Origin of the sequence: Salinisphaera sp. SWV1, from assembly GCF_052044155.1 — a bacterium.
GTDB lineage: Bacteria > Pseudomonadota > Gammaproteobacteria > Nevskiales > Salinisphaeraceae > Salinisphaera.
In genome coordinates, this window is sequence record NZ_JBQDYE010000050.1 from 1 (window position 1) to 23,736 (window position 23,736).

At 59.4% G+C, this 23,736-nt stretch carries 13 protein-coding genes; 5 read left to right on the forward strand and 8 right to left on the reverse strand.

What is annotated here, in order from left to right; genetic code table 11:
* Positions 1–103 precede the first annotated feature (103 nt).
* The 5 genes from ACS8YF_RS17635 to ACS8YF_RS17655 all read right to left on the reverse strand — a co-directional run bounded on the left by ACS8YF_RS17635 (position 104) and on the right by ACS8YF_RS17655 (position 8,387).
* A complete protein-coding gene (locus ACS8YF_RS17635; RefSeq protein ID WP_440851425.1) occupies positions 104–1,207 on the reverse strand; it encodes a Wadjet anti-phage system protein JetD domain-containing protein in 1,104 nt (367 codons plus the stop codon).
* Positions 1,204–5,754 carry a hypothetical protein gene (locus ACS8YF_RS17640; protein ID WP_440851426.1) on the reverse strand — a complete coding sequence of 1,517 codons (4,551 nt, stop codon included), beginning with the start codon at positions 5,752–5,754 and terminating at the stop codon, positions 1,204–1,206. Before ACS8YF_RS17640 ends, ACS8YF_RS17635 begins: the two co-directional genes overlap by 4 nt.
* On the reverse strand, positions 5,754–6,554 hold the full coding sequence (locus ACS8YF_RS17645) for a hypothetical protein (RefSeq protein WP_440851427.1): 801 nt from the start codon (positions 6,552–6,554) through the stop codon (positions 5,754–5,756). Before ACS8YF_RS17645 ends, ACS8YF_RS17640 begins: the two co-directional genes overlap by 1 nt.
* Positions 6,551–7,882, reverse strand: coding sequence for a hypothetical protein (locus tag ACS8YF_RS17650; RefSeq protein ID WP_440851428.1), 1,332 nt, complete (start codon positions 7,880–7,882; stop codon positions 6,551–6,553). The genes ACS8YF_RS17645 and ACS8YF_RS17650 overlap by 4 nt, the downstream gene beginning before the upstream one ends.
* A 157-nt stretch (positions 7,883–8,039) precedes the next feature.
* Positions 8,040–8,387 carry a hypothetical protein gene (locus ACS8YF_RS17655; RefSeq protein WP_440851429.1) on the reverse strand — a complete coding sequence of 116 codons (348 nt, stop codon included), beginning with the start codon at positions 8,385–8,387 and terminating at the stop codon, positions 8,040–8,042.
* Positions 8,388–8,631: 244 nt separating this feature from the next.
* Between ACS8YF_RS17655 and hsdR the strand changes: the two genes are divergently transcribed.
* The 5 genes from hsdR (at position 8,632) to ACS8YF_RS17680 (ending at position 16,185) form a co-directional block, all read left to right on the forward strand.
* Positions 8,632–11,043 (forward strand): EcoAI/FtnUII family type I restriction enzme subunit R, encoded by a 2,412-nt coding sequence (hsdR, locus tag ACS8YF_RS17660; protein ID WP_440851430.1) that lies wholly within the window; start codon positions 8,632–8,634, stop codon positions 11,041–11,043.
* A gap of 339 nt (positions 11,044–11,382) precedes the next feature.
* Entirely contained in the window at positions 11,383–11,787 is a 405-nt protein-coding gene (locus tag ACS8YF_RS17665) for a hypothetical protein (RefSeq protein WP_440851431.1), read from the forward strand.
* Between the two features lie 3 nt (positions 11,788–11,790).
* Positions 11,791–13,287, forward strand: a complete 1,497-nt coding sequence (locus tag ACS8YF_RS17670) for an N-6 DNA methylase (RefSeq protein WP_440851432.1) — start codon at positions 11,791–11,793, stop codon at positions 13,285–13,287.
* Complete coding sequence (locus ACS8YF_RS17675) at positions 13,284–15,068, forward strand: restriction endonuclease subunit S (protein ID WP_440851433.1); 1,785 nt, start codon at positions 13,284–13,286, stop codon at positions 15,066–15,068. The genes ACS8YF_RS17670 and ACS8YF_RS17675 overlap by 4 nt, the downstream gene beginning before the upstream one ends.
* 22 nt (positions 15,069–15,090) lie before the next feature.
* A complete protein-coding gene (locus tag ACS8YF_RS17680; RefSeq protein WP_440851434.1) occupies positions 15,091–16,185 on the forward strand; it encodes a hypothetical protein in 1,095 nt (364 codons plus the stop codon).
* A 438-nt stretch (positions 16,186–16,623) separates the two neighbouring features.
* On the opposite strand, the gene ACS8YF_RS17685 is transcribed toward ACS8YF_RS17680, so the two are convergent.
* From ACS8YF_RS17685 to ACS8YF_RS17695, 3 genes are all read right to left on the reverse strand, one after another.
* A complete protein-coding gene (locus ACS8YF_RS17685) occupies positions 16,624–21,705 on the reverse strand; it encodes an AAA family ATPase (RefSeq protein ID WP_440851435.1) in 5,082 nt (1,693 codons plus the stop codon).
* Positions 21,706–22,187: 482 nt separating this feature from the next.
* Complete coding sequence (locus ACS8YF_RS17690; RefSeq protein ID WP_440851436.1) at positions 22,188–22,604, reverse strand: hypothetical protein; 417 nt, start codon at positions 22,602–22,604, stop codon at positions 22,188–22,190.
* On the reverse strand, positions 22,601–23,581 hold the full coding sequence (locus ACS8YF_RS17695) for an HD domain-containing protein (RefSeq protein WP_440851437.1): 981 nt from the start codon (positions 23,579–23,581) through the stop codon (positions 22,601–22,603). The genes ACS8YF_RS17690 and ACS8YF_RS17695 overlap by 4 nt, the downstream gene beginning before the upstream one ends.
* Between the last annotated feature and the right edge of the window lie 155 nt (positions 23,582–23,736).

The following is a 23,736-nucleotide window of genomic DNA, read 5'->3' on the forward strand; positions in this document are numbered from 1 at the left end:
GCGAAAAAAACGGGACGCAACGTCCGGCACGCGACAAACAGGTCACGCCGCCGGGGCTCAGTCCGACAGACTCCTAGGACGAGCTATCGGATCGCGCGACTCATCATTCACGGGTGTCGTCGGACAGGACCGAATCGGGGAGCGACGTGTCGAGCGCGTAATAGGCGAACCCGCGAATACTCGTCTCATCGGAACAAATCGCCTCCTGATCAATGCCACGATCTGGGCAGTACCGTGCGGTAAAGGCGTGCTCGTGTCCGCTCCGTTGACCGTCCTTGCCCGTGGCTTTGACCAGCGGATGACCGCCCGTCTGTGTCATTAGGCCCATCATGGGCTGGTAGAGCGCCGACAGACGAAGCTGCGGCAGCCGCGACCGCAACCGATCGTAGATTCGGATCCCCTCAGGATCGAGGTCGCCCCAGAATGTCATGCTCGAATGCGACATGAGACGCTCGATCGGTGGTGGATTGCCGCCTGCCACGATGATGCGAATGTTTTCGGTTTCGACCGAACGCGCTAGACGATCTCCGGCGACGTCGCCCGACATGGATAGCCCGTAACCGTAGGTGGCGACCCATGTGATCGACAGGTCCTCGGTGACGCTGGCGGCGTAGTGCAGGGACTGAGGGTTCTCGACCAGGACAACCGTGGTCGGGCATGCGCTACCAGCCACGATCAATGGCAGTGCAGGCGAATTGAACATGCTCTCAAGCCCGAATTTCTTAAGCGCCCGGCTCGGCAGGCTATCGAGCAACTTGGATGACCCCATGAGATAATGGGCGCTGACCATGAATCGCGGCATATGAGCGATCTGCCGCTGCTCGGTGCGCAGCCTGGTCAGGCCGTCACGAAGCTGGCACATGTCATCAACCGACCAACCGTCCAGAGCGGTGAATATGGGTGCCAATGCTTCAGCGTCGTCCGCTGGCAGCGCGGAAACAACATCCCGCCAGCGTTGCTCTGCCGGTGAGGCAACCGGGAATGCCTGCTCAGCTAACTCGATATCCGAGACAGGCATTCCAAGATCCGAGAGGGCACCTGAGATATCGCCCCGCTTCTTGAGCTCGCGCAAGCCCTCTTGAACCTCGATCCGAGACATCCCGGTCGTCCTGCAGACGCGATCAATGAGTGATGAGCCTCGGATGCGCCGGCTCTTGGTGGCCAGTTTCAGCAGACCCTTGAGAAGCTGGTCGCCGGCCGACGTCACGCCCGTCCCCTCGGTGAGCTCATGAAGAGTTTGCCCACGCTGACATGCGAAGCCATTTCGGGCTTTGCCTCCTGGCTGACCTCGGTCCATGACGCGCCGTTGCCGGTATGCTCCTGGCCGACGAGATACATCGGGAAATAGTCGAAGTCATTCACATACTGCGGCGGATGAATCAGCCCAATGAGCTGGAGATGACCGCGGGTAGCCTGGATCTCGTTCAACCCGGCTTCGATCAATTTGGGCTTGGACAGGTCCGAGAATAGGCCATCAATCACCATCAGGGTCTGTTGATTCTCTCTCGCGCGCTTTCGCTGGGCCGCCGTCTCGTACTTCGCACTGTCTCTCTGCATCGAGTATTCGGTAAGACGCACGAGCATCGCCATGGTGAGTGACGTCCTCTGACCCGTGCTCAATCCCGGCGTCAGTCGGTGGACATTGCCATCAGGGCGAATGATGGGCGAGGCATATCCCAGAGATGGTTCAGTGAACAGGGTTCGATAGCACCGTTCCCTGATGCTCTGGCGAATTCGCCGCTCGTCGTCACGGCGCTCGCTCTTGGTCGCGCTCGCCTGTTTCTTGGCCAGCGCCTCCGCGTCCGGCTGGATGGCCTCTCGAATGTGCTGTACCAGTGAGAGGGCCTCGTCCCTTGTTGGCGTCTTCACGCGGAGGTCGAAGCGAATAGCATTCTCGTTCGGGGCACTGTTCAGTACCCGCTGGAGCGTACGGAGATTGGTCTCCGCACTCGCAATGAGTTGAGCCATGCGCTGTTGCGATTCGTCCATCGACGTCTGTGCGGCTTCATGCATCCGCTTCGTATGCTCTTTCCGATCTGCGACTTTGGCGGCATAGCTTTCCGCAAGGCTCGTCACGATCGATGCTTCGGCAATGCTGGCTACGGGTGCGAGCATTTCCCGCTCGGTCGCAGCCAGACCGTTGCGCTCGGACCGAAGATCTTGCACTTCAACCATCAGGGCCCGGGCTGCGTCGTCACGATTCTTGCGGCTTGTCGTCATGCGCTCACGACGGTTGGTGAGCTCCAACTCGCGCAGCAGCCCCAGAAACTGCTCCGTCGATTCGAAGATCGCCGTGCTATCCTCGTCGCGCATGGCGCGCATTATGTTCTCCGCCGAGATAACCAATTCGTTGTTGGTCAACTCTTCCTGTGAGCGAAGCGCAGGATCGATATCAACGGCGAGATCAGCTGTCAGGCGGTCCTGAGATTGCAGCTCTGCAAGTGCCTCATCCAGCTTGTCCAAAGACCTCAGAATATTGGGACGCCGCTCTTCCAGTTCCGCGAGTTTCTCGACGGTGCCCTTTCGTTCTGCCTTGATTTCTTCGAGCGCCCGGGTGAGTGATGCCAGCTCATCATGAACAGACACGCCATCGGCCCGGCGATCGCGTTCGGCCACGAATTCGCCGGCTGTCTGGAGCGTGTCCTTGAAGTGGCCTCGCTGTATAGCGCGATACAAGGCGTCTGACAAGCGCTCCTTCTCTTTATCGCGAGTGGCCCAGAATTGTGGCCCGCCCTTGCAGAAGAAGCGTGTGGCCTCTTTGACCATGATCTCCTGATCTGACGTGTAGATGCTGTCATGTTGATCCCGTGCGCTCTTGGTCGTCTCCTGAGCCGTTTCATACGCGGCCGAGGCAGCATCGTGTTCACTGACGGCCGCATCCTTGGCTTGTTCGCATCTCGCGCGCGTACTCTTGGCCTTTTCAACTGCCTCAGCGCCACCGATGCTTAGGAAATCCTGAGCCCCTCGCATCAACTTGAGTGATTTCTCAGAGAGGTCGGTGTCGATGCCTTTGGCTTCACGCTCCAGCTCTCGCTGCTCTTCCTCAAGTGCCGGCCGCTTGCGCTCGGCATCGGTGGCCAGTGCCTGCTCGGCCTCTCGGGCCGTTTTAACGGTCCGACCATTCTCATCGAGACGCTTGAGGGCGTTGTCGCACTCGTCTTTCTTTCGGCGCGACGTGCCGAGACGCTCCTCAACGTCGCGGCGCTCCCTCTCGATCAGCGATGGATCGAGCAGGCAAGCCACTTCCCGCGTCATGACACCCGCTAGCAGGCCTTGGTACCGCTCCTGTGCCTCGGAGTAATGCGTCTGCCTCAGGTAATCGATCAGCCCTTCCTGGATCAGTGTCGGTACTGGGTGGCGCGCGTCCGCCAGCACTTGGGCGGCGTGCTCTGCTTGCTCGGGATCTGCGACGACCGGTGCAAAGGCGATGGCGGAGAAGTGTTCCAATGCGCGGCGGGCTTCTGATTCCGCGAGGTCCGACTCGATGATCGCCTTGTGTAAGGGCTGCCAGTGAATCGCAGCTCGATCGAGTATATGGCCTGACTCGCGATACATCGGCGCGGCTGCAACCCGTTCCTGCTTGAGCTCTTCGAGTTGCCTTTCAAGCTCAGTGATCTCGGCTCGCAGCTCATGTCGACGCTCAGATGCCTGTTCACGTTCGGTTCCAGCCTGCGCCAGCCATTCGGTCGGGTCAGCATCCTGCCCATGAGATGTTCGAAAGCCAAACAGCGCGTCAATGGCCTTGTCGAGCGCCCTCTTCTCCGTGACAAGCTCCGCCAGGCGACGCGTGATGGCCTCCTTGCGGTCGCGCCGTGTGGCTTCGGCTTTTGACGGCGCTTCGCCCGGGAACCGTTCGGTGAACGCATCGTGCACAGCAGCCGATTTGAAAATATCGTTCAGCGCGCCAGTGGCCTTCTCCAGCGCGGCGCCTGCATTCGTCGAGTCCTCGTATGCTTTTTTCAAGCGCGTACTCGCGCCGTTCTCTCGCTCAATCGCATGGTTCAAAGCCTGTTTGGCGTCGTCGCGATCGGCCTTCAATTCCGAATGGATACTCGATGGATCAGCATCGTCGCCATAGGCGCGCGTGAACGCTTGCCAGCTTTTGTGATGAACCTTTAACTCGCTTTCGCGTCGAGTGAAGCTTTCGTAAGCCTGTTGACATACGTCATGGTGCTGGCTGACCTCTTCTGCCACCTGTGCAGCTCGATCGGCCTCCTCAGGCTCGAATAGAGGGCTCGCCTTGATCTTGGAATAGGCTTTCTCACCCTCTTCATAGGCGTTCTGGGCTTCCTGCAGGACCGCATGTTTCTGAGACGCCTTTTCTGATTGGTCCTGCAGGTCCTGTTGTTTCTCGCGCAATGCCGCGATGTCGGCATCTGTCTCGCTGAGCATGCGGCGCGGCGCGCAGTCTGCCGCGTCAATGATCCACGTCACAGCCGCATATAGGCTTTCACGGACCTGAGCACGGCTGGCGCCGTCGAAGAAGCCATGTTGCTGAGCGATCAGTTTGTGCGCGTCATCCGGCGTGTAGTAGCGTGGTTTGACGGTCTGTTTTGCCGTCGAGGCATTGTCGCGCTCGTGAGTACTTTCGATGACCTGCAGTACTTGGTGAGCTTTCAGATGCCATCGCTCAGCGATCTGGTTGAGCTCTTTGACCGATTTTTGGCAGACATACGCCAAGCCGGAGTCACGGAACATGACGCCACGCTGAGGGGCGATGACAGTATCCACGGCCAGCGCGCGAACCAACGGATCATTCGGTAACTCGTCGCGGGGAATACCAGGCAGTGCACTAGTGCGCACCAGGCGATTGATTACGGCGAGTATCGTCGCGTTCTCGCGCTGCTGGTCGCGGTACGCGCTGTGAAAGCCGAGCGCGCGATCGGCCGTTTCGGCAGCCGAGCGTGTCGTCTTAGCCAGCCGCTCGCACTCTTCAAGCTGATGCTGGGACTCCTTGATCAGGCGCTCGTCACGAATGCTGCGTGTCAACGTCTTGTAGAGCGTGTCCTCCAGATGCTGCTCATCTTCATCCGCCGCATCGCCCATCAGTCCTGACATGATTTCCGGGGCGAGATTCTCGTAGAAAAAGGCCTGATCGAATCGCTCACCACCGCGGGGCTTGGCGCGGAAAAACTGAGCAGATTGATCGCCACTGCCAGACTTCTGGTATTCAGTGAGACGCTGAACGTTGCCCTTTGAGACGAAATTGAAGATCCGGCTACGCCAGTCAGACTCGACAACATTCCATTGGGCCTCACGCTGGTCTTGCACAGAGGCCCGAAATTCATCTCTTGAGACCAGGAATTTCTTGCCGTCGTTGGTGACCATTGTCGGGGCATCCTCAAATGTGCCCCGGTAGAAATAGAAAAAGTGATCTTTACCTGGCTGGTACGCGGCCAGGCCGAACACCCATGTCTCGCCTTCCGGTTGAACGCCTTGTGTCGCAACCACATCCAGCGACTCGGGGCTGCACTCGATGAACTCAAGACGTACATGGCCCCAGGTAGGACTCTGCGTACTCGAAGACGGCATACAGCTATAGACCTGAGACAGCAGTTTTTGATCGCGCCCGAGCAAGCCGACGATGGCATTTGCGATGCGTGTTTTGCCTCCACCGTTATCCAAGCGAATGGCCGTGCTCAGCCCGTGAAAGGGGAAGATGTTGCCAGCGAACCGAGGAATCCAAGGCAGGTGCGGACTGTCTCCCGAACCGTTGACGTAATTGCTTGCTTCAAAGCGGTTGAGTCCGTACATCAGCCTTCATCCTCGCTGCTCATGGTTTCACCGTCGGAATGGTGACGCGCGAGATTCGTCACGTTCGCCAGTTGCTCGGCGCCCGGCTCCATCAAACCCACGCCAGCTTGGTAATTACGCCCGATCTCAAGAGCACCGAGCAGCGTTTGCTGGTAGATCGGTTCGCCGTCGTTCCGCTCGACCTCCATCAGCAAGCCAGATTCCACCATCGCCGAGCAAAAGTTGCTGACACGCCGGTAGATATCCTGGCCCTGAACGTCTGTGAGAATGCTAATGACGTCCTCGTCATCCTTGTCGACGGGCCGTGACGACTGAAGCTGATCACAATGAGTCCGGACCGTGTCGGATAGCACTGACATGGGAAAACGAGCTCGCAGATACTCGCCAACCTCGGTCATGCCGCGCCCGAGGTCGGTATAGACGACGGCGAGATACAACAGCCAGATATGCAGGTACCAGACGCTGGTTGCTGTTCGCGACTCACCCAGACGTACGGCCATCCGCTGCAGGATCAGCTCGCGAGAGAAATACTGCGGCGGTTCAACATCGGACCGGCGTGCCAACATCCACATTTTGCCGCCCGGGGCGATGCCGGGCATCTGGGCGTCCTCGAACTGCATCAGTTCCAGCCCCTGCCCCATGAGCATCTCCCGGAAGTCCTCCATGTCGGCATCATCCATATCCGAGAGGATCTCGGCGATTCGAGCCTCCCCCTTGTGTCGGCGCCGCCGCGGGCGTGATTCGACACTCCTATAGCGCAGGAGATAGGCGTGCGCCTCGCCGATTTCTGCCCAGCTCACTGTGTCTTAGACCCCTCGTTGTATGCGGCAGATCGCAAACTGATCTGTATATCGTCTCCGCGCAGCACGCGGCCGTTCTTCATGTGCAGTTCCAACGCGTTGGTGATGAACCGCATGTCGATGTCGCCGGTGTCGTCCAGCCATATCGGACTAGCAAAGACCCCAATCATCTCGTTTGCCTTGTTCTCCCCCATAACCGACAGCCAGCCGCGCTCTCGGGCCTCCGACAGATTCACCGGACGCTCGGCCAGCAACGCGAGTATTTCGGCTCGGTGGGCTTCCAGGAATAGAGACATGGGTGAGATGGTCTCGATCGTGTCGACAGGTCGATCAAGTGGCTGCGCTGTGTCAGCCTGCGATTCGCTCGCGCTGGGCAGGCATCCCTCAAAATCCGAAATCGAGGCATGCGGCCATGCGACGGACAGCGGGCCGATCAGCTCATGAGATGCATCCATCATCCCTTGAGTCGGTGGGTTGAACGCCAAAAAAGCAGCTAATGCGGTCATGTCCTTCACACCAATCGGTCGGTCAGCCGCCATGGCGACTGATTGCAGGAAATCACTGTAGGTTCGCCCCAGCAGTTCAAGGCGATTGAGTGTGGTATTTAGCAGGCGTGCAAATTGGTCGCCGGCCGGCCCGCCGCCGGTCTCGGCGTAGGCGTCCATGGCATCCATCACTTCACGGCTGTTGAGTAGTGCGAGTGCGTCCTCGATCGCAATGCGTGTGTCGCGAAGCGCGGCGTTGTAGTCCTGGGATTGCTCAGAGAACATCTGGACCAGCTCGCTGCGCCCTGGCCGCTCACGAGCGTGGCGTAAATCCTCTGCCACTTCGGCAATTCGCTGCATCACCGTATGCAAGGCATCGAGCGCGTCATCAAACAGATTCAGCCGTAGAGCGTGTGATATCTCATTGGCCTTGAACTGAGTCAGGAGAAAGCTGCGTGCGGTTGAGCCGAGCTTGATCGCATTCCGGCCAGTGCGAGTCAGCCGCGCTTTGTTCGGCCGCTCGTGTATCGGGCGATCTAGCAATGCTGTTTGCTCGCGCGTGTGGTCCATTTCGGCGGCATTGCTTGGGTTTCGCATCCGCGAATGCCGAGGCATGGCTAACACTTTGACCACGTGCTCGACGTCATCCAATGACATCGAAGCGTGATCACGGCGAATCTCATCAAAAATCGGCGTGAGTGGCACGAAGTCGCGACTCAGGATGTCATCGTTAGCCCGAACATAGGCCAGGATGCGCGCGCCCGCGTCGATCCACATCCCCTCACCGGTCCCGACTCGCTCTTCGGAGACGCCAGTTGGTGCACTGCCCGGCGTCCGGTTCATGTCGTGTAGATCGGCCAATCGTAGCGTGGCTCGAACCAGAGGTCGTAAGTCCATGCGAGTGTCCAAGGTCTGCCCAAGCATGCCAATAAATACCTCGTTGCCTGACACGCTTGTAAAAATGGACGGCAGGCCTAAGCCAAACCGATATTTTAACTAACTAATTCATTCGCTTACGACCGAGTCGCATCGCGCGCACCGGCCGCTGATCGTCGACCGGAATCTGGTATTCCGAATTGAAGGCAACCGGTAGCGTTGATCCGCCCATGGCGTGTTCCTTGCAGCCCGCTCGTCGCGCTCCCAATAAGTTGCGGCGCCGGGCTCGTCGCGGATCGCCACGTTGTCGATCAGCTGCCGGCCGCAGCGAGTCCCGGTTGCCGATCGTCCGGCAATAGCGCGCCGCCCGGCGAAGGCCCCGCTGCGTTTTCCTTGAGCTGATGTTCGGTGAACAGCATGCCGGTTTGTCCTGCGACGTGATGATCTCGTCATCAAGCAGCCATTGGAGCATATCGGCGCAGTACGACGGGCGGCCAATTCATGGGCGGCCGCGAAATCCACAACGTCGGCCAGCGAAGTTGAGCGGGCGTCGTCGACCGGCTCAGCGCGATCGACGCGCACCGACTGGCCCATTCCCCAGCGCGTTGGCCGGATTGGCCCGGGTCTCAGTAGGAACGGCTGTTCCGGTCGGAGCGCCGCGCAAACGCCAAATAATGCGTTAAAGTCGGACCGCCAGGGGGAGTCGAGAGGACAGCTTGAATAAGCGCGATCTAACCGAACGCGATATCTGCACCAAGTTCATCACGCCGGCGCTCAGACGCGTCGGCTGGGATCTGCAGACGCAGATCCGCGAGGAAGTATCATTCACGGCCGGTCGCATCATCGTGCGAGGGCGCCTGCACGCACGGGGCCAACGGCGCCGCGCCGACTACGTTCTGAGTTATCAGAAGAACCAGCCCATTGCAGTCATCGAGGCCAAGGACAACACGCATGCACTTGGCGACGGCATGCAGCAGGCCCTGTCCTACAGCGATGCGCTGGACGTGCCGTTTGTATTCACAAGCAATGGCGACGGCTTTCTATTCCATGACCGCACGGGATTATCCGGGCAGACGGAAACGTCTCTCACGCTCGACGAATTCCCCTCGCCAGCCGAGCTGTGGCAGCGGTATTGTCAATACAAGGGAATTGGCCAAGCCGCGCAGCCAATCATCGAAGAACCGTACTACGACGACGGCAGCGGTCGCACGCCCCGCTACTACCAGACGGTAGCGATCAATCGCACCGTCGAAGCCATCGCCAAAGGTCAGGATCGCATCCTGCTCGTCATGGCGACAGGTACCGGCAAGACCTTCACTGCGTTCCAGATCATCTGGCGCCTCTGGAAGGCGGGCAAGAAGAAACGGATCCTTTTCCTCGCCGACCGCAACGTGCTGGTGAACCAGGCCAAGAACAACGACTTCAAGCCTTTCGGCCAGGCCATGACCAAGGTGTCCAACCGTACGGTCGATAAATCCTACGAGATCTATCTCGCCCTCTATCAGGCGGTCACCGGCAGCGAGGAAGACAAGAACATATACAAGCAGTTCTCGGAGGATTTCTTCGACCTCATCGTCATCGACGAATGCCACCGCGGCAGTGCGGCCGCTGATTCAGCATGGCGGCAGATCCTTGACCACTTCTCGGGCGCAACCCATATCGGGCTCACGGCCACGCCCAAGGAAACCAAAGACGTTTCCAACATCGATTATTTCGGCGAGCCGGTCTACACCTACTCGCTCAAGCAAGGCATCGAGGACGGCTTCCTCGCACCCTACAAGGTCGTGCGTGTCGATCTGGACAAGGATCTGCAAGGCTGGCGCCCGAGCGAAGGCCAGACCGACAAGCATGGCCACCTGATCGATGATCGGATTTACAACCAGAAGGACTTCGACCGTCAGCTGATACTGGAGAAGCGCACGCTCACGGTAGCGGCCAAGGTGACCGAATTTCTTGCCCGAACCGACCCCTATCAGAAGACCATCGTTTTCTGTGAAGACATCGACCACGCCGAGCGCATGCGCCAGGCCCTCGTCAATCTCAATCCGGAACGCGTCCAAGAGAATCGCAAGTACGTCATGCGGATCACGGGCGACGAACTCGAGGGCAAGGCCGAGCTCGACAACTTCATCAATCCCGAGGAGCGCTATCCTGTCATCGCCACGACCAGCAAGCTGATGACGACGGGCGTGGATGCCCAGACCTGCAAGCTCATCGTCCTGGACCAGCGCATCCAGTCCATGACCGAATTCAAGCAGATCATCGGTCGCGGCACGCGCATCAATGACGACTTCAACAAGCACTGGTTCACGATCCTGGATTTCAAGAAAGCGACCGAACTGTTTGCGGACCCCGAATTCGACGGCGACCCGGTCAAGGTCTACGAACCCGCCAGCGGCCAATCCGTCGTGCCGGACGATGAAGAGGAAGGCGCCATACCCGATACGCCCGCGGTCCCGGAAGATCCGGAAGACTACGGGGCCGGCGCCGACGGGGCATGGGAGTCGGACGACACCGCAGCCGACTGGAGCCCAGACGGCGACGGAAAGGGCACCGGACGCACGCGGTATGTCGTGGATAACGTCGAGGTGAGTGTCGTCGCCGAGCGCGTCCAGTATCTCGGCCCGGACGGCAAGCTGATCACCGAAAGCCTCAAGGACTACACCCGCAAGAAGGTCCGCGAACAATTCACATCGCTCGACGATTTCCTGCGCCGCTGGAACGCCGCCGAGCGCAAGCAGGCTATTGTCGACGAGCTGGCCGAAAACGGCGTGTTCTGGCACGACCTTAGCGAGGATGTCCGCAAGAAACTGGGCGCCGAGCCCGATCCCTTCGACGTGATCTGCCACATCGTCTACGACCAGCCGCCGCTAACCCGCCGCGAGCGCGCCGAACAGGTTCGCAAGAACGACTACTTCAATCGCTACGAAGGCGCCAGTCTTGCCGTCCTCGATGCGCTGCTGACCAAGTACACCGATACCGGCATCGAGCCCATGGAGGACGTCAAGGTTCTCAAACTCGATCCCTTCAACCAGATGGGCTCGCCCATCGAACTGATCAACGCATTCGGCGGCAAGAATGAATATCTGGCCGCCGTCCGAGATCTCGAACAAGAGTTATATGCCTAAATGCTCGACTCGCATCAGATACGGTGCGCGCTAGAGCGCGCGGGACCACGTGTTGAGCGTGACCGCCTCCGTATAAAGGGCTTGGCAACCGCTAATGGCGTGCGCGTTTATCTCAAGACCTCTGGGCATGATGGATCCGCTGCCACGCACGAAGCGCAGCTTATTCTGAATCCAGCGCTGAAGGACAGGAGCGCTGAAATCGACATGATCGAGGGCCTATCAGTCGACTGGTTGGAGCCGCATCACAACTCGAATATGGCGGGCTATGCCAAACCTCGTCATACAGGCCAGGGTGAGATCACATACGGCTAGGAGACTGATGTCGACTCCGAAGAGGCGTTGCACGAACTGCTCGCCATTCTTGATCCGGTCGCTTTTCGTGGCGCGCGGCCCGCATTCGACGAAATCGAAGGCCTGCGAGCTGGCCTGTCCTCCGATGCCGCCATCCGCAAGGCGCTGATCGACTACCGCGGGGCGCTGCGCTGTGACCCGCGCCGCGAACCTCGACATGCTCCGAGCCTCGCACGCCAAACCATGGAAGGGTTCGACCAACGAGGAGCGGCTCGATGTTTACAATGGCCTGCTGCTGACCGCGAATCTCAACGCGGCCTTGGATGCCGGGCTGATCACATTCGACGACATGGGCGCTTTCGTGTCAGCCGTCACTTCATCGACACAGCAGCCTTCGGCATAGCCGCCGATATGCGCCTGCAACACCATCACGACAACGTCTTCGAGCACTAAGTCATGGCCATTAGCACCACGGTAAAATCTATCCAGGACATCATGCGCAAGGATGTCGGCGTCGACGGCGACGCGCAGCGCATCGGCCAGCTGGTGTGGATGCTCTTTCTCAAGATCTACGACGATCGCGAGACCGAATGGGAAACCTTCGACGACGACTACCGCTCGCCGCTGCCCGAGCACCTGCGCTGGCGCAACTGGGCCGCCGACCCGGAAGGCGATACCGGTGACAAGCTCAAGGCCTTCGTGGACAACACGCTGTTCCCTGGCCTGCAGAGCTTGCAGGCACAGGGCGACGATTACCGTGGCGTGGTCATCCGCAACGTCTTCGAGGATGCCTACAACTACATGAAGTCCGGCCAGCTCCTGCGGCAGGTCATCAACAAGATCCAGGAAGGCGTGGACTTCAACAAATCCAGCGAGCGCCACGAGCTGGGCGATCTCTACGAGCAGATCCTCAAGGACCTGCAAAGCGCCGGCAATGCGGGCGAGTTCTATACCCCGCGCGCCGTGACCGAGTTCATGGTCAACCGCGTGGACCCCAAGCTGGACGAAACCGTGATGGACCCGGCCTGCGGCACCGGCGGCTTTCTCACCGGCGCCATCGAACACAAGCGCCGTAACTACGTACAAACCCCGCAGGACGAAGACACGATCGCAAGCACCATCCACGGCATCGAAAAGAAACCGCTGCCCCATCTGCTCGCGACCACGAATCTGATTCTTCACGGCATCGATACGCCAAACCAGATCAAGCACGATAACGCCCTGTCCTACCCGCTGATCAGCTGGGGCCCGACACACCGGGTGGACACCATCATCGCCAATCCGCCGTTCGGCGGCATGGAAGAAGACGGCATCGAGGACAACTTCCCGCAGGCGTTCCGCACCCGCGAAACGGCCGACCTGTTCCTCACGCTGTTCCTGCAACTGCTCAAGAAAGGCGGCCGCGCCGCCATCGTGCTGCCGGACGGCTTCCTGTTCGGCGAAGGCATGAAGACCCGCCTCAAGGAAAAGCTGCTCGAGGAGTGCAACCTGCACACCATCGTTCGCCTGCCCAACGGCGTGTTCAATCCCTACACCGGCATCAAGACCAACCTGCTGTTCTTCACCAAGGGGCAAGCTACCGAAACCGTCTGGTACTACGAACACCCCTATCCCGAGGGTTACAAGAACTACAGCAAAACCAAACCCATGCGGTTCGAGGAATTCCAGGCCGAGATCGACTGGTGGGGCACCGGGGCCGACGGCTTCGCCGCCCGTGTGGAAACAGAACACGCCTGGAAAGTCTCGATCGACGACCTCCGCGAGCGGAACTACAACCTGGACATCAGGAACCCGTTCCAGGCCGAAGAAGATACCCACGACCCGGACGAATTGCTGGCCAGGTACGAACAGCACCAGGCCGAGATTCAAGCGCTGCGCGACGAACTCAAAACGATTCTGGGTGAGGCACTGGCGCCGAAAGACGAACCCGAGCAGGAGCGGCGTTCGGCATGAGTGCAGAGCCTTTCATTACCGAGCATCTCGATCTGTGGACCGGGGCGGTTACTACCAAGTCGACCAACCGGCATGGTAGCAATGGCAAGGTCGAGTTTTCTGGCATACAAAATTTACGGGAATTAATTCTGGAACTAGCAGTACGCGGCAGATTAGTTCTGCAGGACTCGGAGGAGGAGCCTGCATCGGGCTTGCTGCGTAAAATCTTGTCGCAAACGACACAGTCCACTAAAACCAAGTCGGCTGACACTCCGGATGCGGTTCCAGCCAGCGAAATCCCCTATGACAAACCCCTCGGTTGGGAGTGGTCTAGTTTAGGTGCAGTTAGTTCGTATATTCAAAGAGGCAAAGGGCCAAAATACGCTGATAACGGCAAAGTACGCGTCGTATCCCAGAAGTGCATTCGATGGGCAGGCCTTGACCTTTCGAAAGCTAGACTCATCACAGATCAAAGCCTCGATAGCTACAAACCCGAACGTTTCCTAAAGAATCACGACTTACTGTGGAATTCTACGGGCACCGGTACGGTCGGCCGACTTACATGTGTCAGTAATTTAGATGATTCAGCAATAGTAGCTGATTCTCACGTTACAGTAATTCGGTTAAAACTTTTAGATGAGCGCTTTATACACGCCTACCTTTCATCCCCCACGATTCAAAACCGAATAGACCCGCATCATCCGACCTCCTTGGTTTCGGGAACCACGAAGCAAGTCGAACTGAATACTTCGTCAGTAAAATCGCTAATCGTCCCTATACCTCCGTTAAGCGAACAACACCGCATCGTCCATAAAGTCGACGAACTCATGGCGCTCTGCGACCGGCTGGAGCAGCAGACCCGCGATCAGCACGCCGCCCACGAAACGCTCGTCGACGCCCTGCTCGGCACGCTCACGCAATCCAAAGACGCCGACGAACTGGCCGAGAACTGGGCCCGCCTGGCCGCCCACTTCGATTCATTGTTTACTACCGAAAACAGCATCGAGCGTCTGAAGCAAACCGTTCTTCAGCTTGCTGTTATGGGGCGGCTGGTTCCACAGACATCCTCTGAACAAGCCGGTAATATTTTTCTTTCGAAAATCGAAAAAAAACGCGCGAACCCTCCAAACTACACCCGATCTGGAAGGGAAAAGCCACTTCCTGCGCCAAGGACAACCGATCACCCATTCGCACTTCCAGAAGGGTGGGCGTTAACTCGACTGGACAACGTCACACAGATACAAAGCGGTATCGCAAAAGGAAAAAAGCACAACGGCGTTCAAACGATCATGTCACCGTATCTTCGCGTAGCCAACGTGCAAAGAGGCAAGCTGAATCTCCAGGACATAAAAGAGATTGAAGTCACCGAGAAGGATGCAGAGCGATACTTGCTCCAGCCGAGAGATTTACTCATTACTGAGGGCGGTGATTGGGACAAGGTCGGTCGAACCGCTATCTGGGACGGATCGATCAACCCCATGATTCACCAAAACCACGTTTTTCGGGCGCGGCTAATTTTAGAAGAACAAAATGAACGATGGCTCGAAATATATCTGAACTCAGCTTTTGCAAAGCAGTATTTTGCCGATTCAAGCAAGCAAACAACGAATCTGGCGTCTATAAATAAGACGCAACTTCGTAGCTGCATAGTTCCGCTTCCCCCTGCCGAAGAACAAGATCGTATTATCCATAAGACAGATGAGCTAATCGCGATTTGCGACCGACTCAAAACATCGATGAAAAGGTCTGGCGAAACCGGATTGGAAATGGCTGACATCGTCGTCGAACAAGCCATTCACTAACCACGAATCGCTAGCGCTACCTATGGCCATTGAACAAGGCATCTGGAAAATCGGCGATAAGCCAGAGAAGCTTCAGCCTAGCGGGCTGGCCGACGAGTCGCTGCTCGAAGAGCAAGTGATGCACGACATCGCCATCCTCGATGCAGACTGGCTGCTGATCGGCCGCCAAGTGCGGACCGACTTCGATAAGTTCATCGACCTGCTGGCGCTGGACGGCGACGGCAATGTCATCATCATCGAACTCAAGCGCAACAAGACGCCGCGCGAGGTCGTGGCACAGGCGATCGACTATGCCTCGTGGGTCGTCAATCTGGACGAGTCGCAGATCGGCGAGATCTATCACCAGTTCGCACAGAACTACGGGCGGCATCACGAGTCGCTTGAGGCCGCCTTCGAGCACCGCTTCGGCGTCGCGCTCGACCGTACCGATATCCAGCTCAACAGCGCGCATCAGATGGTGGTGGTCGCGACCAAGCTCGACGCCAGCACCGAGCGAATCATCAACTACCTGAACACGCATGCAGACATCGCCATCAACGCGCTGTTCTTTGCGGCATTCCAGGACGCCGGCAACCATTACCTGAGCCGGGCGTGGATGATCGACCCGGAGGAAAACCAGGAACGCGTCATCAGCCGGACGCACAAGCAGCCCTGGAACGGCGAGTTCTACGTCTCGTTCGGTGGCGAGCGGCCGTGGGAGGACGCCCGCCGGCTGGGCTTCATCGCCGGCGGTGGCGCGCTCTGGTATTCGCGCACGCTGGCGATGCTCTCGGAAGGTGATCGCGTGTGGGTCAATATTCCAGGTACCGGTTATGTCGGCGTCGGCCGCGTCACCGGCGAGCACTGCCGCGCGGACCAATACCAGTTCGATACCCCCGACGGTCCACGGACGCTGGATCAAATGGCTCTGACCGGGCCCTATCCCAAGCTCGATGCGGACGCCGATGATGACCATGCCGAGTACATCGTGCCGGTCACTTGGGAAAAGACGGTCGAAATCGGCTCTGCCGTAAGCGAGACCGGCCTGTTCGGGAATCAGAACACGGTATGCAAACCCAAAACGCCGAAATGGGATCACACCGTGAAACGGCTGAAGCAAGCCTGGAACATTGCTTGAAGCCTGATTTTGCCAACCTTGGTCGCTCGGTAATCGGGGAGAGAGTCATCAGCGAGCCGTTTCTCGTGCCAGATCGCCAGCAGTTTGGCATTCACGAGTGATTACGGTTCAAGAGCCGAGCTCGATATGGGCTAGCTGAGCTTTGTTCATGATCAAGAGCTTTATTGTCCAGTCAGCTCGTTAGGCTGGCCATCCAGCATCTCATTGTTCCGTTTCCGCCACGGACCGCTTTTGGCCGATCGCGACCCAAAGCGGACCCTTGGATTATTGGCTTACAAACCACGATGCCATTTGAGACTGGGGCGTGCGACGCCGCGGAAATTAATTGCTGTTGTCTTCCCGCCTCATAATGCGCGGTACTCCAAAGCACATGGCGTAGTTCGTTGAAATAGCCCGCGGCTCGTTTTTCAGCTAATTCCTTGTCCGACGAAGGGAACGTCAGGCAACCGGCGTCACAAAGTCGTCCCGCATCCGGAAGGCGGCGGAGGAACCGTTCTCTACAAGCATGTCGAGCACGCAAAGAATGGCCTGGCGCAGGGCCGGATCGCGCTTGAGTTCCAGCGGTCTTGCGTAAACATGCCGCTGGAGAAGAACTTCGAGCATGAAGACGGTGTTGGAGTCCAGCAACATAGCAGCTGGCCTTCCGCGCCCGAGCGCGTTCGCGATGCGCACAAACGCAGCGGGCAACGATCGCTCGCCGATGTGGTAGAGGAAGCGAACATAGCTGTCCAGTACGATCCAGGCCGGCGGCAGCGCCTCGAAGAGCGCGTCGACGTTGTGGGCGTAGCCTTCAAGACTCCGCCAGTGACGGACGTTGTCCTTCCACCACGCGGTCAGGAAGATCGTTGACAGCACCTCGCTGCCGTGGGGATGCTCCCTATCCAGATGCGCAAGCCACTTAGCGCGTTTGACTCGCTCGGCAAACAGGTTCCATAGGAACCAGTAATGCGGCGTATTGGGGTTGCTGTCCTCGCTGCTTGTGAACCCCTGGATGACGTTGTGGACCTCGCGCGGATGCCGGTCAACGGCTTCGAGGATCGGCTGCAGGACTTGCTCGGCATCGGCATCTGACGCGCGCATCGCAAACTGCTGAATGCGGTCGGATATCGCCTGCTCCCTGTGAAAATTCCTGTCGCGCCGGTCGGGAGAACGATCGTGCTCACGGTTCCAGCACTCGACGAGGTCTTCGCTGGCGCGCCGGTGTGCGGTCACGGCCAGAGGCTCGTTGGGAATCTGGCCTAGGATCGAGAGGATCTTCGGGTGCGCCTCGGCTCCGAATACCTCATTGATGGCGAACCTGACGTGCGCATCTTCGGCGATTTCCCCTTCGGTCCAGAACCGTCCGCGAACGTCTGCGGCCGCGGCGGCGGAGATTGTGTCCGGCGTGCGCCGCTTGTCGTAACGCTTCTTCTCCTCGGCCTTCCAGTCGCGGTCGGCAAGGGCGGCCTCGGTTGCGATGGCATTGACGGCGCGCAGGGCAAGATCGGGGTTCGCGGCCCATACCTCGTCGTTCATGCCCCAGATGGCGTACCAACGGACCTCATCGATCGGATGGGTTAGCGCGACAATAAAGGACTGCCGCACGCGCGGCGTCTGGGCTTCCGTCAGGGGCTTGGAGAGCAGCAGAGGCACGACGAAGGCACAGGGGCGATCAGCCAGCATCGAAAACCGCTGCATGCGGTCGATAGTTCCCCATTGGTCCGCGTGTCTGGAGATTTCGGAGCAGATGACATCGATACACCACTCCTTCTCTTCCGACCACATCTCGTCCCAGTGATCGCGGACGCAGACGGCAGCCACAAATCCCGGAGCGTTGCGGCTGTTGTCGGGATGCTCCGCGGTGCGGTCCATGCCCTGGACACTCGTCAGCTTCTCCCGCCACCGCGCAGGGTCCGCAGAGCCATCCTCGCGCTGGAAGATCTGGAGGCCCCACATGTAAACACCCACACGGGCATTCATCTCGCCCAACCGCCTCTTATTTTCGTCAACTAGTTGCTGAACTTCCGGAGCCGGCGGCTTGGGTTCGAGGCGGACGTGACTCTTCAGAGATCCATCGCCGTTCTCTGCCGACGTTTCGCCCGTTACGGGCTGGTCGGGGGCCACGTCGTATTGACGTAAGTCCATCCGGTGAATGGCGAGCTGCCATGTGAGGGCTTGCCTGTTGCGTTTGTCCGGCGCTGGCAGTGCTGCGATGTAACGGTCGATGATGGCATGCGCTCTCGGAGCTAGAGGGCCGAGTTGCAGGTTTGCAATGGCCGCCTCAAGGTCGTGCTGGCGGTGCGGCAGCCCGTTGGATTCCCTCCTTTCCTCTTCGTAGATCTTGTTTTCGGCGCGGAGAGTCGGAAACAATCCCGGGAGGCTCGAAGTTTGGTGCTCGCCAGCCATGCGGCTGCGATCGATCTCGATGTAGTCCTGCACCGACAGCAGCACCAGAAGGGCCTCGCCTGACCGGTGAGGATGGGCGGTCGCCACGCTCGCGACAACGGCTGCGAGCGCGGCGGAATCGCTGCGCTGGAGAATTTCGAGCAGTACCGCGTCGAGCCCCTCGGGATGGGATTTTGCGTAGTCGAGCAACCACTTCTCGAAGGCCATCAGTAGCGACTGGAGCGGATAAGGCCCGACGCTTATCCCGCGATAGAGGCCCCAGAGACGCGGATTCACCCATTGCTTCCGCGTGGCCCCGTCGGCAAACGTGAGCTCGACTTCCCAGGCGGGTTCGAGGCGGTCATGGAGACGCGGATGCGCATACCACTCGGCGCTGTGGTTGAAGACCTGGATCAGGAAGTCGAGGCCCTTTCTTGGATGGTGCGTGACCAGGTTGATCCACGGCCCACGGAAGGCACTGGCAGGGAAGAAATTATGTTGCAAGTGTTCCTTGATGCCGAAGTAAAGGTCGACGTCGATGGATGAGCGGCCATAGGGTTCCGCGTGCAGATATTCCTCCGTGGCGAGGAAGGTATCCAGTGCGACTGAGATCAAGAGGTCCGGAAGATCGCGCGCGGCGGGCGCACCTTCGAGGCTTGCAAGGAGGATGTCGCGGAATTCGTCTGCGATGGGATCAAGGCGGCGTCCTTCCTTGATCTGCCCGCGCAGGACGGCTTCGAAGCTCACGGGGTCGGCTTTCGGGATCTTGGCAATCACCTTCAAAATGCGTTGGCGCGTGTTTCCTCCCCTGTAGTGGTCAAAGCGCGGGAGGAGCCAATGGGCAATTCCGGCAACATGTTCGGCCCCGTCGATGCTAGGTGCCCACCAGCTGACGCCGCGCACGGCATCCTCGATTAATGCGAGAAGCAGAGGTGCGTCTTCCGCTCCGAAACTGCCAATGTTGCGGTGCACCAGTCTCACGACGGTTGCCCAGACCGCACCTTCCGGCACGCTCAGGATCGAGCTGTGGCCGCGCACGTCGGCAAGCCACGCGGGCGACGTCACACAGGCGACACGCAGGAGGTGGATGACCCGCTTGAGGATCGCACGGTCGTTGGCGAGCAGCTCGGCCTCGTGCCGCGTCAGGAATTCCGACGCCGACGGTGCCTTGAGCAGCGAGACTAACGTGTCGTCGCGGAACTGAGCGGGCACATCGGCCTGTGCGATGGCTGCGCTGAACAGCCGGTCCGCTGCGGGTGCGTCGCGGTCGACCAGTTCGGCAACCCACTTCCGGTACGAGCGGCGCACTGCAGGATGCGGCCCTATCGCTGACGACAATGCCTTGAACGCCGTCTCATCCGTAAGGTGCCGTTCCTCGATCCATTGCAGGATGGCCCAGTCCTCAAGGACGTCGTGCGCCGTCGCCACGAGCAAAGAATTGTCGTCGGGCGAAACAACGAGGGAGTCCTGTTTAAGGAGAGCGATGGCTGCAGCATTGAGTCCCGTAGCTGGCACGTAATCCGACAGGGCACGCGCCCTGCTTACTGCCAGCTCCTGCAACGCCTCTTCGCGATGACGCGGCATGCCGTCTGCCGGATTCTGGTCCGCGCGCACGATCTGCCGCCAGAAGACAGCGCGGAAATCGCGCTCGTTCTCCGGAAGCGGCCGTCCCGCATCCCACGGAATCTGCAATGCCTTGTCGATGAAGTAAGGGTTGCGCAGGATCTCGCGCAGGGCGGGGTTGGCGAGTGGCACTGCCAGCGACGGAAAGGCGGCCTGGGTCTCCTGCAACTCGGTGTCGTCAAGCGGCGAAACTTCGATGACCGCGTAGTCAATCCCCGCCGTCTGGAGAAAGCTGGCCTGGACCTGCTCCACGGAATAGTCGCGGCAGGTCATGAGCATACAGAGGCCGTCGTCACCCTGGGCGAGCGTCATGAGGTCGCTGAATGCGTCGCGCGTCGGTTTCTCAAGCAGGCGTTCGACGCTCTCGATCACGAGCACCTTGCGGCCCTGTGCGCCGAGGATGGCCTGAAGCTCTGTGGCGTGCGCCGGAATCTGGCTGTTGTGGAGTGTTTCGTCGATGTGGGGGACGGCGAATTCTTCGACCCGGAACCCAAAAGCGAAGAATTCGCGGGAGAGAAAGGCTACCGCCTCCTTGCCGATCACGGATTTGCCGCTGCCGGCTGGCCCTGTTATTAGGACGACCTGCTTCGCCTCGATGGCCGCAAGCACCTTCTGGACAATGCCGGCGCGACGCAGGTGAAAGGCCGGCCCGATCGTCGTGCGGATCTTCCGCAGAACGAATTCCGTGTGGTTCTTCAGTGCCGTCAGTACGCGCCGCTCGTTCGCGCCCACCTCGCCGTGCGCCTGGACGAGACAGGCTGGAAGGTCGGCGCGTTTCAGACTCCGCGCGGCCGGTTCGGCCTCGCTGGCAAAGGCCAGGAGAGCGTCCCACGCAGACGTTGCGCTGGCGACGGGATCTGGATCGGTAGACTTGAGGGAGAGTAGCGTCTTTATGTGGGCCTCGGTCTGGCACGTGGAGGTATGCAGGTCAAGGCTTAGGACGTGCAATACGCACAGGAAAGGCCACAGCGCTTCGGCGGTGACGGACGTCTCTTCCAGCTCACTGACGATCTCACAAAGCTGGTTGCACTGATGGACAGACTTCTTGGAAATAAATCCGTCGAGGGAAAGCCGTCTTTCGAACTCCTCGCCGTCGGCTGCGCCTCTGGCGCAGTCGAGTAACCCGACAAAATTTTCCAGAAGCGTGTTCGTTCCGCGCAGCGTCACGAGGACAAAACGGTCGTGCTCAGGATTAAAGGGGTCGGCCTTCTTAAAATCCTTCCAAAAGTCGCCAATAGCCTTCTTGCACTCTTCGTCTGCGGCACTAATGGTAAAACTGCGTTTCACTTGCCCGACAAGCCGTGCTTCCGCCTTATCCGCGTGCGCGCAGACAACCAGGACGTCATCCGTATTGAAGCCGAGATGCTCGGTCTGGAAATGGACTTCGGTAACGCCAGTATCAGTCAGGATCGGCGGGATGCTACGCACCAGCAGTTGCGCCAGCCAATACGCCGCGACGTGTTGTTCGAAGAAAACGCCCTCGCCACCCGTGGAGATCGGGCTTGAGACTCGTTTCTTACTTTGACCATTCATACACTTCCCCGCGCAATCTCACCATTCCCCAGTAGAGCATAGGCGTTCAAGCCTCACTTAATGACGCCGCCCGCAAGTGGCGACGCACCCCCACTCACTTCAACACGCACGACGACTTGACGTTTTATTACGTCGATGGTGCTCCTAATGATGGTCCGCTTTTGGCCGAAAGCCGCCGTCCGATGACTTTCCTTCGGGTTATCCCCCGTTACCGGCCACGCTAACTCAAAAAACCGATCGGGCGCTTCGTACGACCGCCAGTACTCTCGTGATCGTCGAGCCGAACTCGGATATGATCGCTACTCGATCGAGCCATCGCCGCCTGCCCCATCGTGCTCATCAGAACGCGTCGGATTTCACGCGCGGCAGCCAACCAGACAACGCGGCCTTCACATCGGCCCGCAGGCTCGGCAAAAACGTGTGCGCCAGCCGCTCTCTTGATCCAGCAACGCCTCGTATACCGACTGCGCGATCGCCCCCACTTATTCCGTCGACGGCTTGTCGATCTTCAGCGATCTTGTTGGCTCTGGTAGTGCGTCAGGATCATTCGAGATCACCCACCACAGGATATGTGACGCATCCAGACCCGCGCCGATGTGCTTGTCCTCGAATACCCTGGCCGCAGCAAAAAGCGGGCGGTCACCGATGAGCAATTGAAGGTGATCAGAGGCGTGCCCAGCGCCAATACCAGGTAGGACGTCCCGATACCCGGCGCACCATCCAACAGCAACGTAGGCCATCGCAAGACACGTGGCTCGGCCAACAGGCAACGTATGGCTCGCTTCGGCATCGCAGGCTGCTTTCAGTTGTACGCTGTCGAACAAGGTCAGGGTCGCAATGGATGAGAGGTCACCGAGGCACCACGCGTCTTCGTTCACCTTGTAGACCTCCGGGCTCATGGCGACACCTGCAGCCCACCGGAACGGTGGACAGCGGGCAAGATGCGCTTCACGAGATCACCCTGCTCTGTCCGGGCACAGCGCCGCCACGCCGGCGACTCACGGAAACTCTGGGCGCGAATGTCGGCGCCGGAGCTGAGCCGGTCGATGTAGCGGACCAGATCGGTGAGCAGTAGCGGTGAGGCGCTGCTGGGGCGGCCACAGGGTCGCGCCGGCGCGAGCATTTCGCGGAGTCCCGCGCCGCCCTCGGGCCAGTCGCGATCCAGGCGCCGCAGGAAGGGCGCCAGCACTTCGAGGTTCAGGGCTTCCTGGGTCACCCCATAGATGGCGTGTCGGTTTTGCCCAGGCGATCTCATGATGCGTATCTTGGCAACGTCGTGAAGCAATGCGCCGATGACGGCGAGATCGCGCTCATGTGCCGGCAAAACGTACGGTGCCAGGGTCTCGGCCATTTCAGCGCATTCGACGCTGTGCATGAGCAGGCCGGCGTCGACGGCGTGATGATGCAATCGACTCGCCGGGATGCAGAGGAACGGCTCCGATATCGCCTGGCTGGAAAACAGCCGATGGGCCAGCGATCGCATGTGATGACAGGTCAATCGATCCAGCAGTGCGATCAATCGGTCGAAGGACTCGAGTCCGTCGACGGGCACCCAGGTCCTCGACATCAGGTGCCAGCTTGGACGGTCGGGCTTGAGGACCCGCTCTATTCGAGCGGCGTCGATGCGGATCATGCCGCTGGGCGATCCGATCACTCGGCCGGCCATGTGGACGAACCGGGTTCGGACGTCGGTCAGTCCGGCAAAGCCGTCACTATCCACCGACAATCGACAAAGCGCGAACCCGGTCGCGTCCGCAATCGTGACCTGCGCCCGGCTGCCTCCCGGGTCAGGCGCTGCGGGTTTGACGGCGATGAGTCGGTAGATACCGGACACGTGGGCACCGCGCTGGCCGGCAAGATGGGCGATTGAGATCATGACTGCCCCTCCTCGTCCATCCCGCCGTTGATGGCGTTGGTGACAAAGCGGTCGAATGCGCTGCCGTCGCGCCGGGTCAGATTGGGGACGTAACGGGAATAGACGCGGAATAGCATCTCGGTGGTGGTGTGGCCCATCTGGCGCGCGATCCACTC

Bases quoted from the DNA above. Each gene is read 5' to 3' on its own strand.
- ACS8YF_RS17640 (WP_440851426.1), bottom strand. From the start codon at position 5,754: ATGTACGGACTCAACCGCTTTGAAGCAAGCAATTACGTCAACGGTTCG.
- ACS8YF_RS17650 (WP_440851428.1), bottom strand. From the start codon at position 7,882: ATGAACCGGACGCCGGGCAGTGCACCAACTGGCGTCTCCGAAGAGCGA.
- ACS8YF_RS17655 (WP_440851429.1), bottom strand. From the start codon at position 8,387: ATGCTCCAATGGCTGCTTGATGACGAGATCATCACGTCGCAGGACAAA.
- ACS8YF_RS17670 (WP_440851432.1), top strand. From the start codon at position 11,791: ATGGCCATTAGCACCACGGTAAAATCTATCCAGGACATCATGCGCAAG.
- ACS8YF_RS17675 (WP_440851433.1), top strand. From the start codon at position 13,284: ATGAGTGCAGAGCCTTTCATTACCGAGCATCTCGATCTGTGGACCGGG.
- ACS8YF_RS17680 (WP_440851434.1), top strand. From the start codon at position 15,091: ATGGCCATTGAACAAGGCATCTGGAAAATCGGCGATAAGCCAGAGAAG.
- ACS8YF_RS17685 (WP_440851435.1), bottom strand. From the start codon at position 21,705: ATGAATGGTCAAAGTAAGAAACGAGTCTCAAGCCCGATCTCCACGGGT.
- ACS8YF_RS17690 (WP_440851436.1), bottom strand. From the start codon at position 22,604: ATGAGCCCGGAGGTCTACAAGGTGAACGAAGACGCGTGGTGCCTCGGT.
- ACS8YF_RS17695 (WP_440851437.1), bottom strand. From the start codon at position 23,581: ATGATCTCAATCGCCCATCTTGCCGGCCAGCGCGGTGCCCACGTGTCC.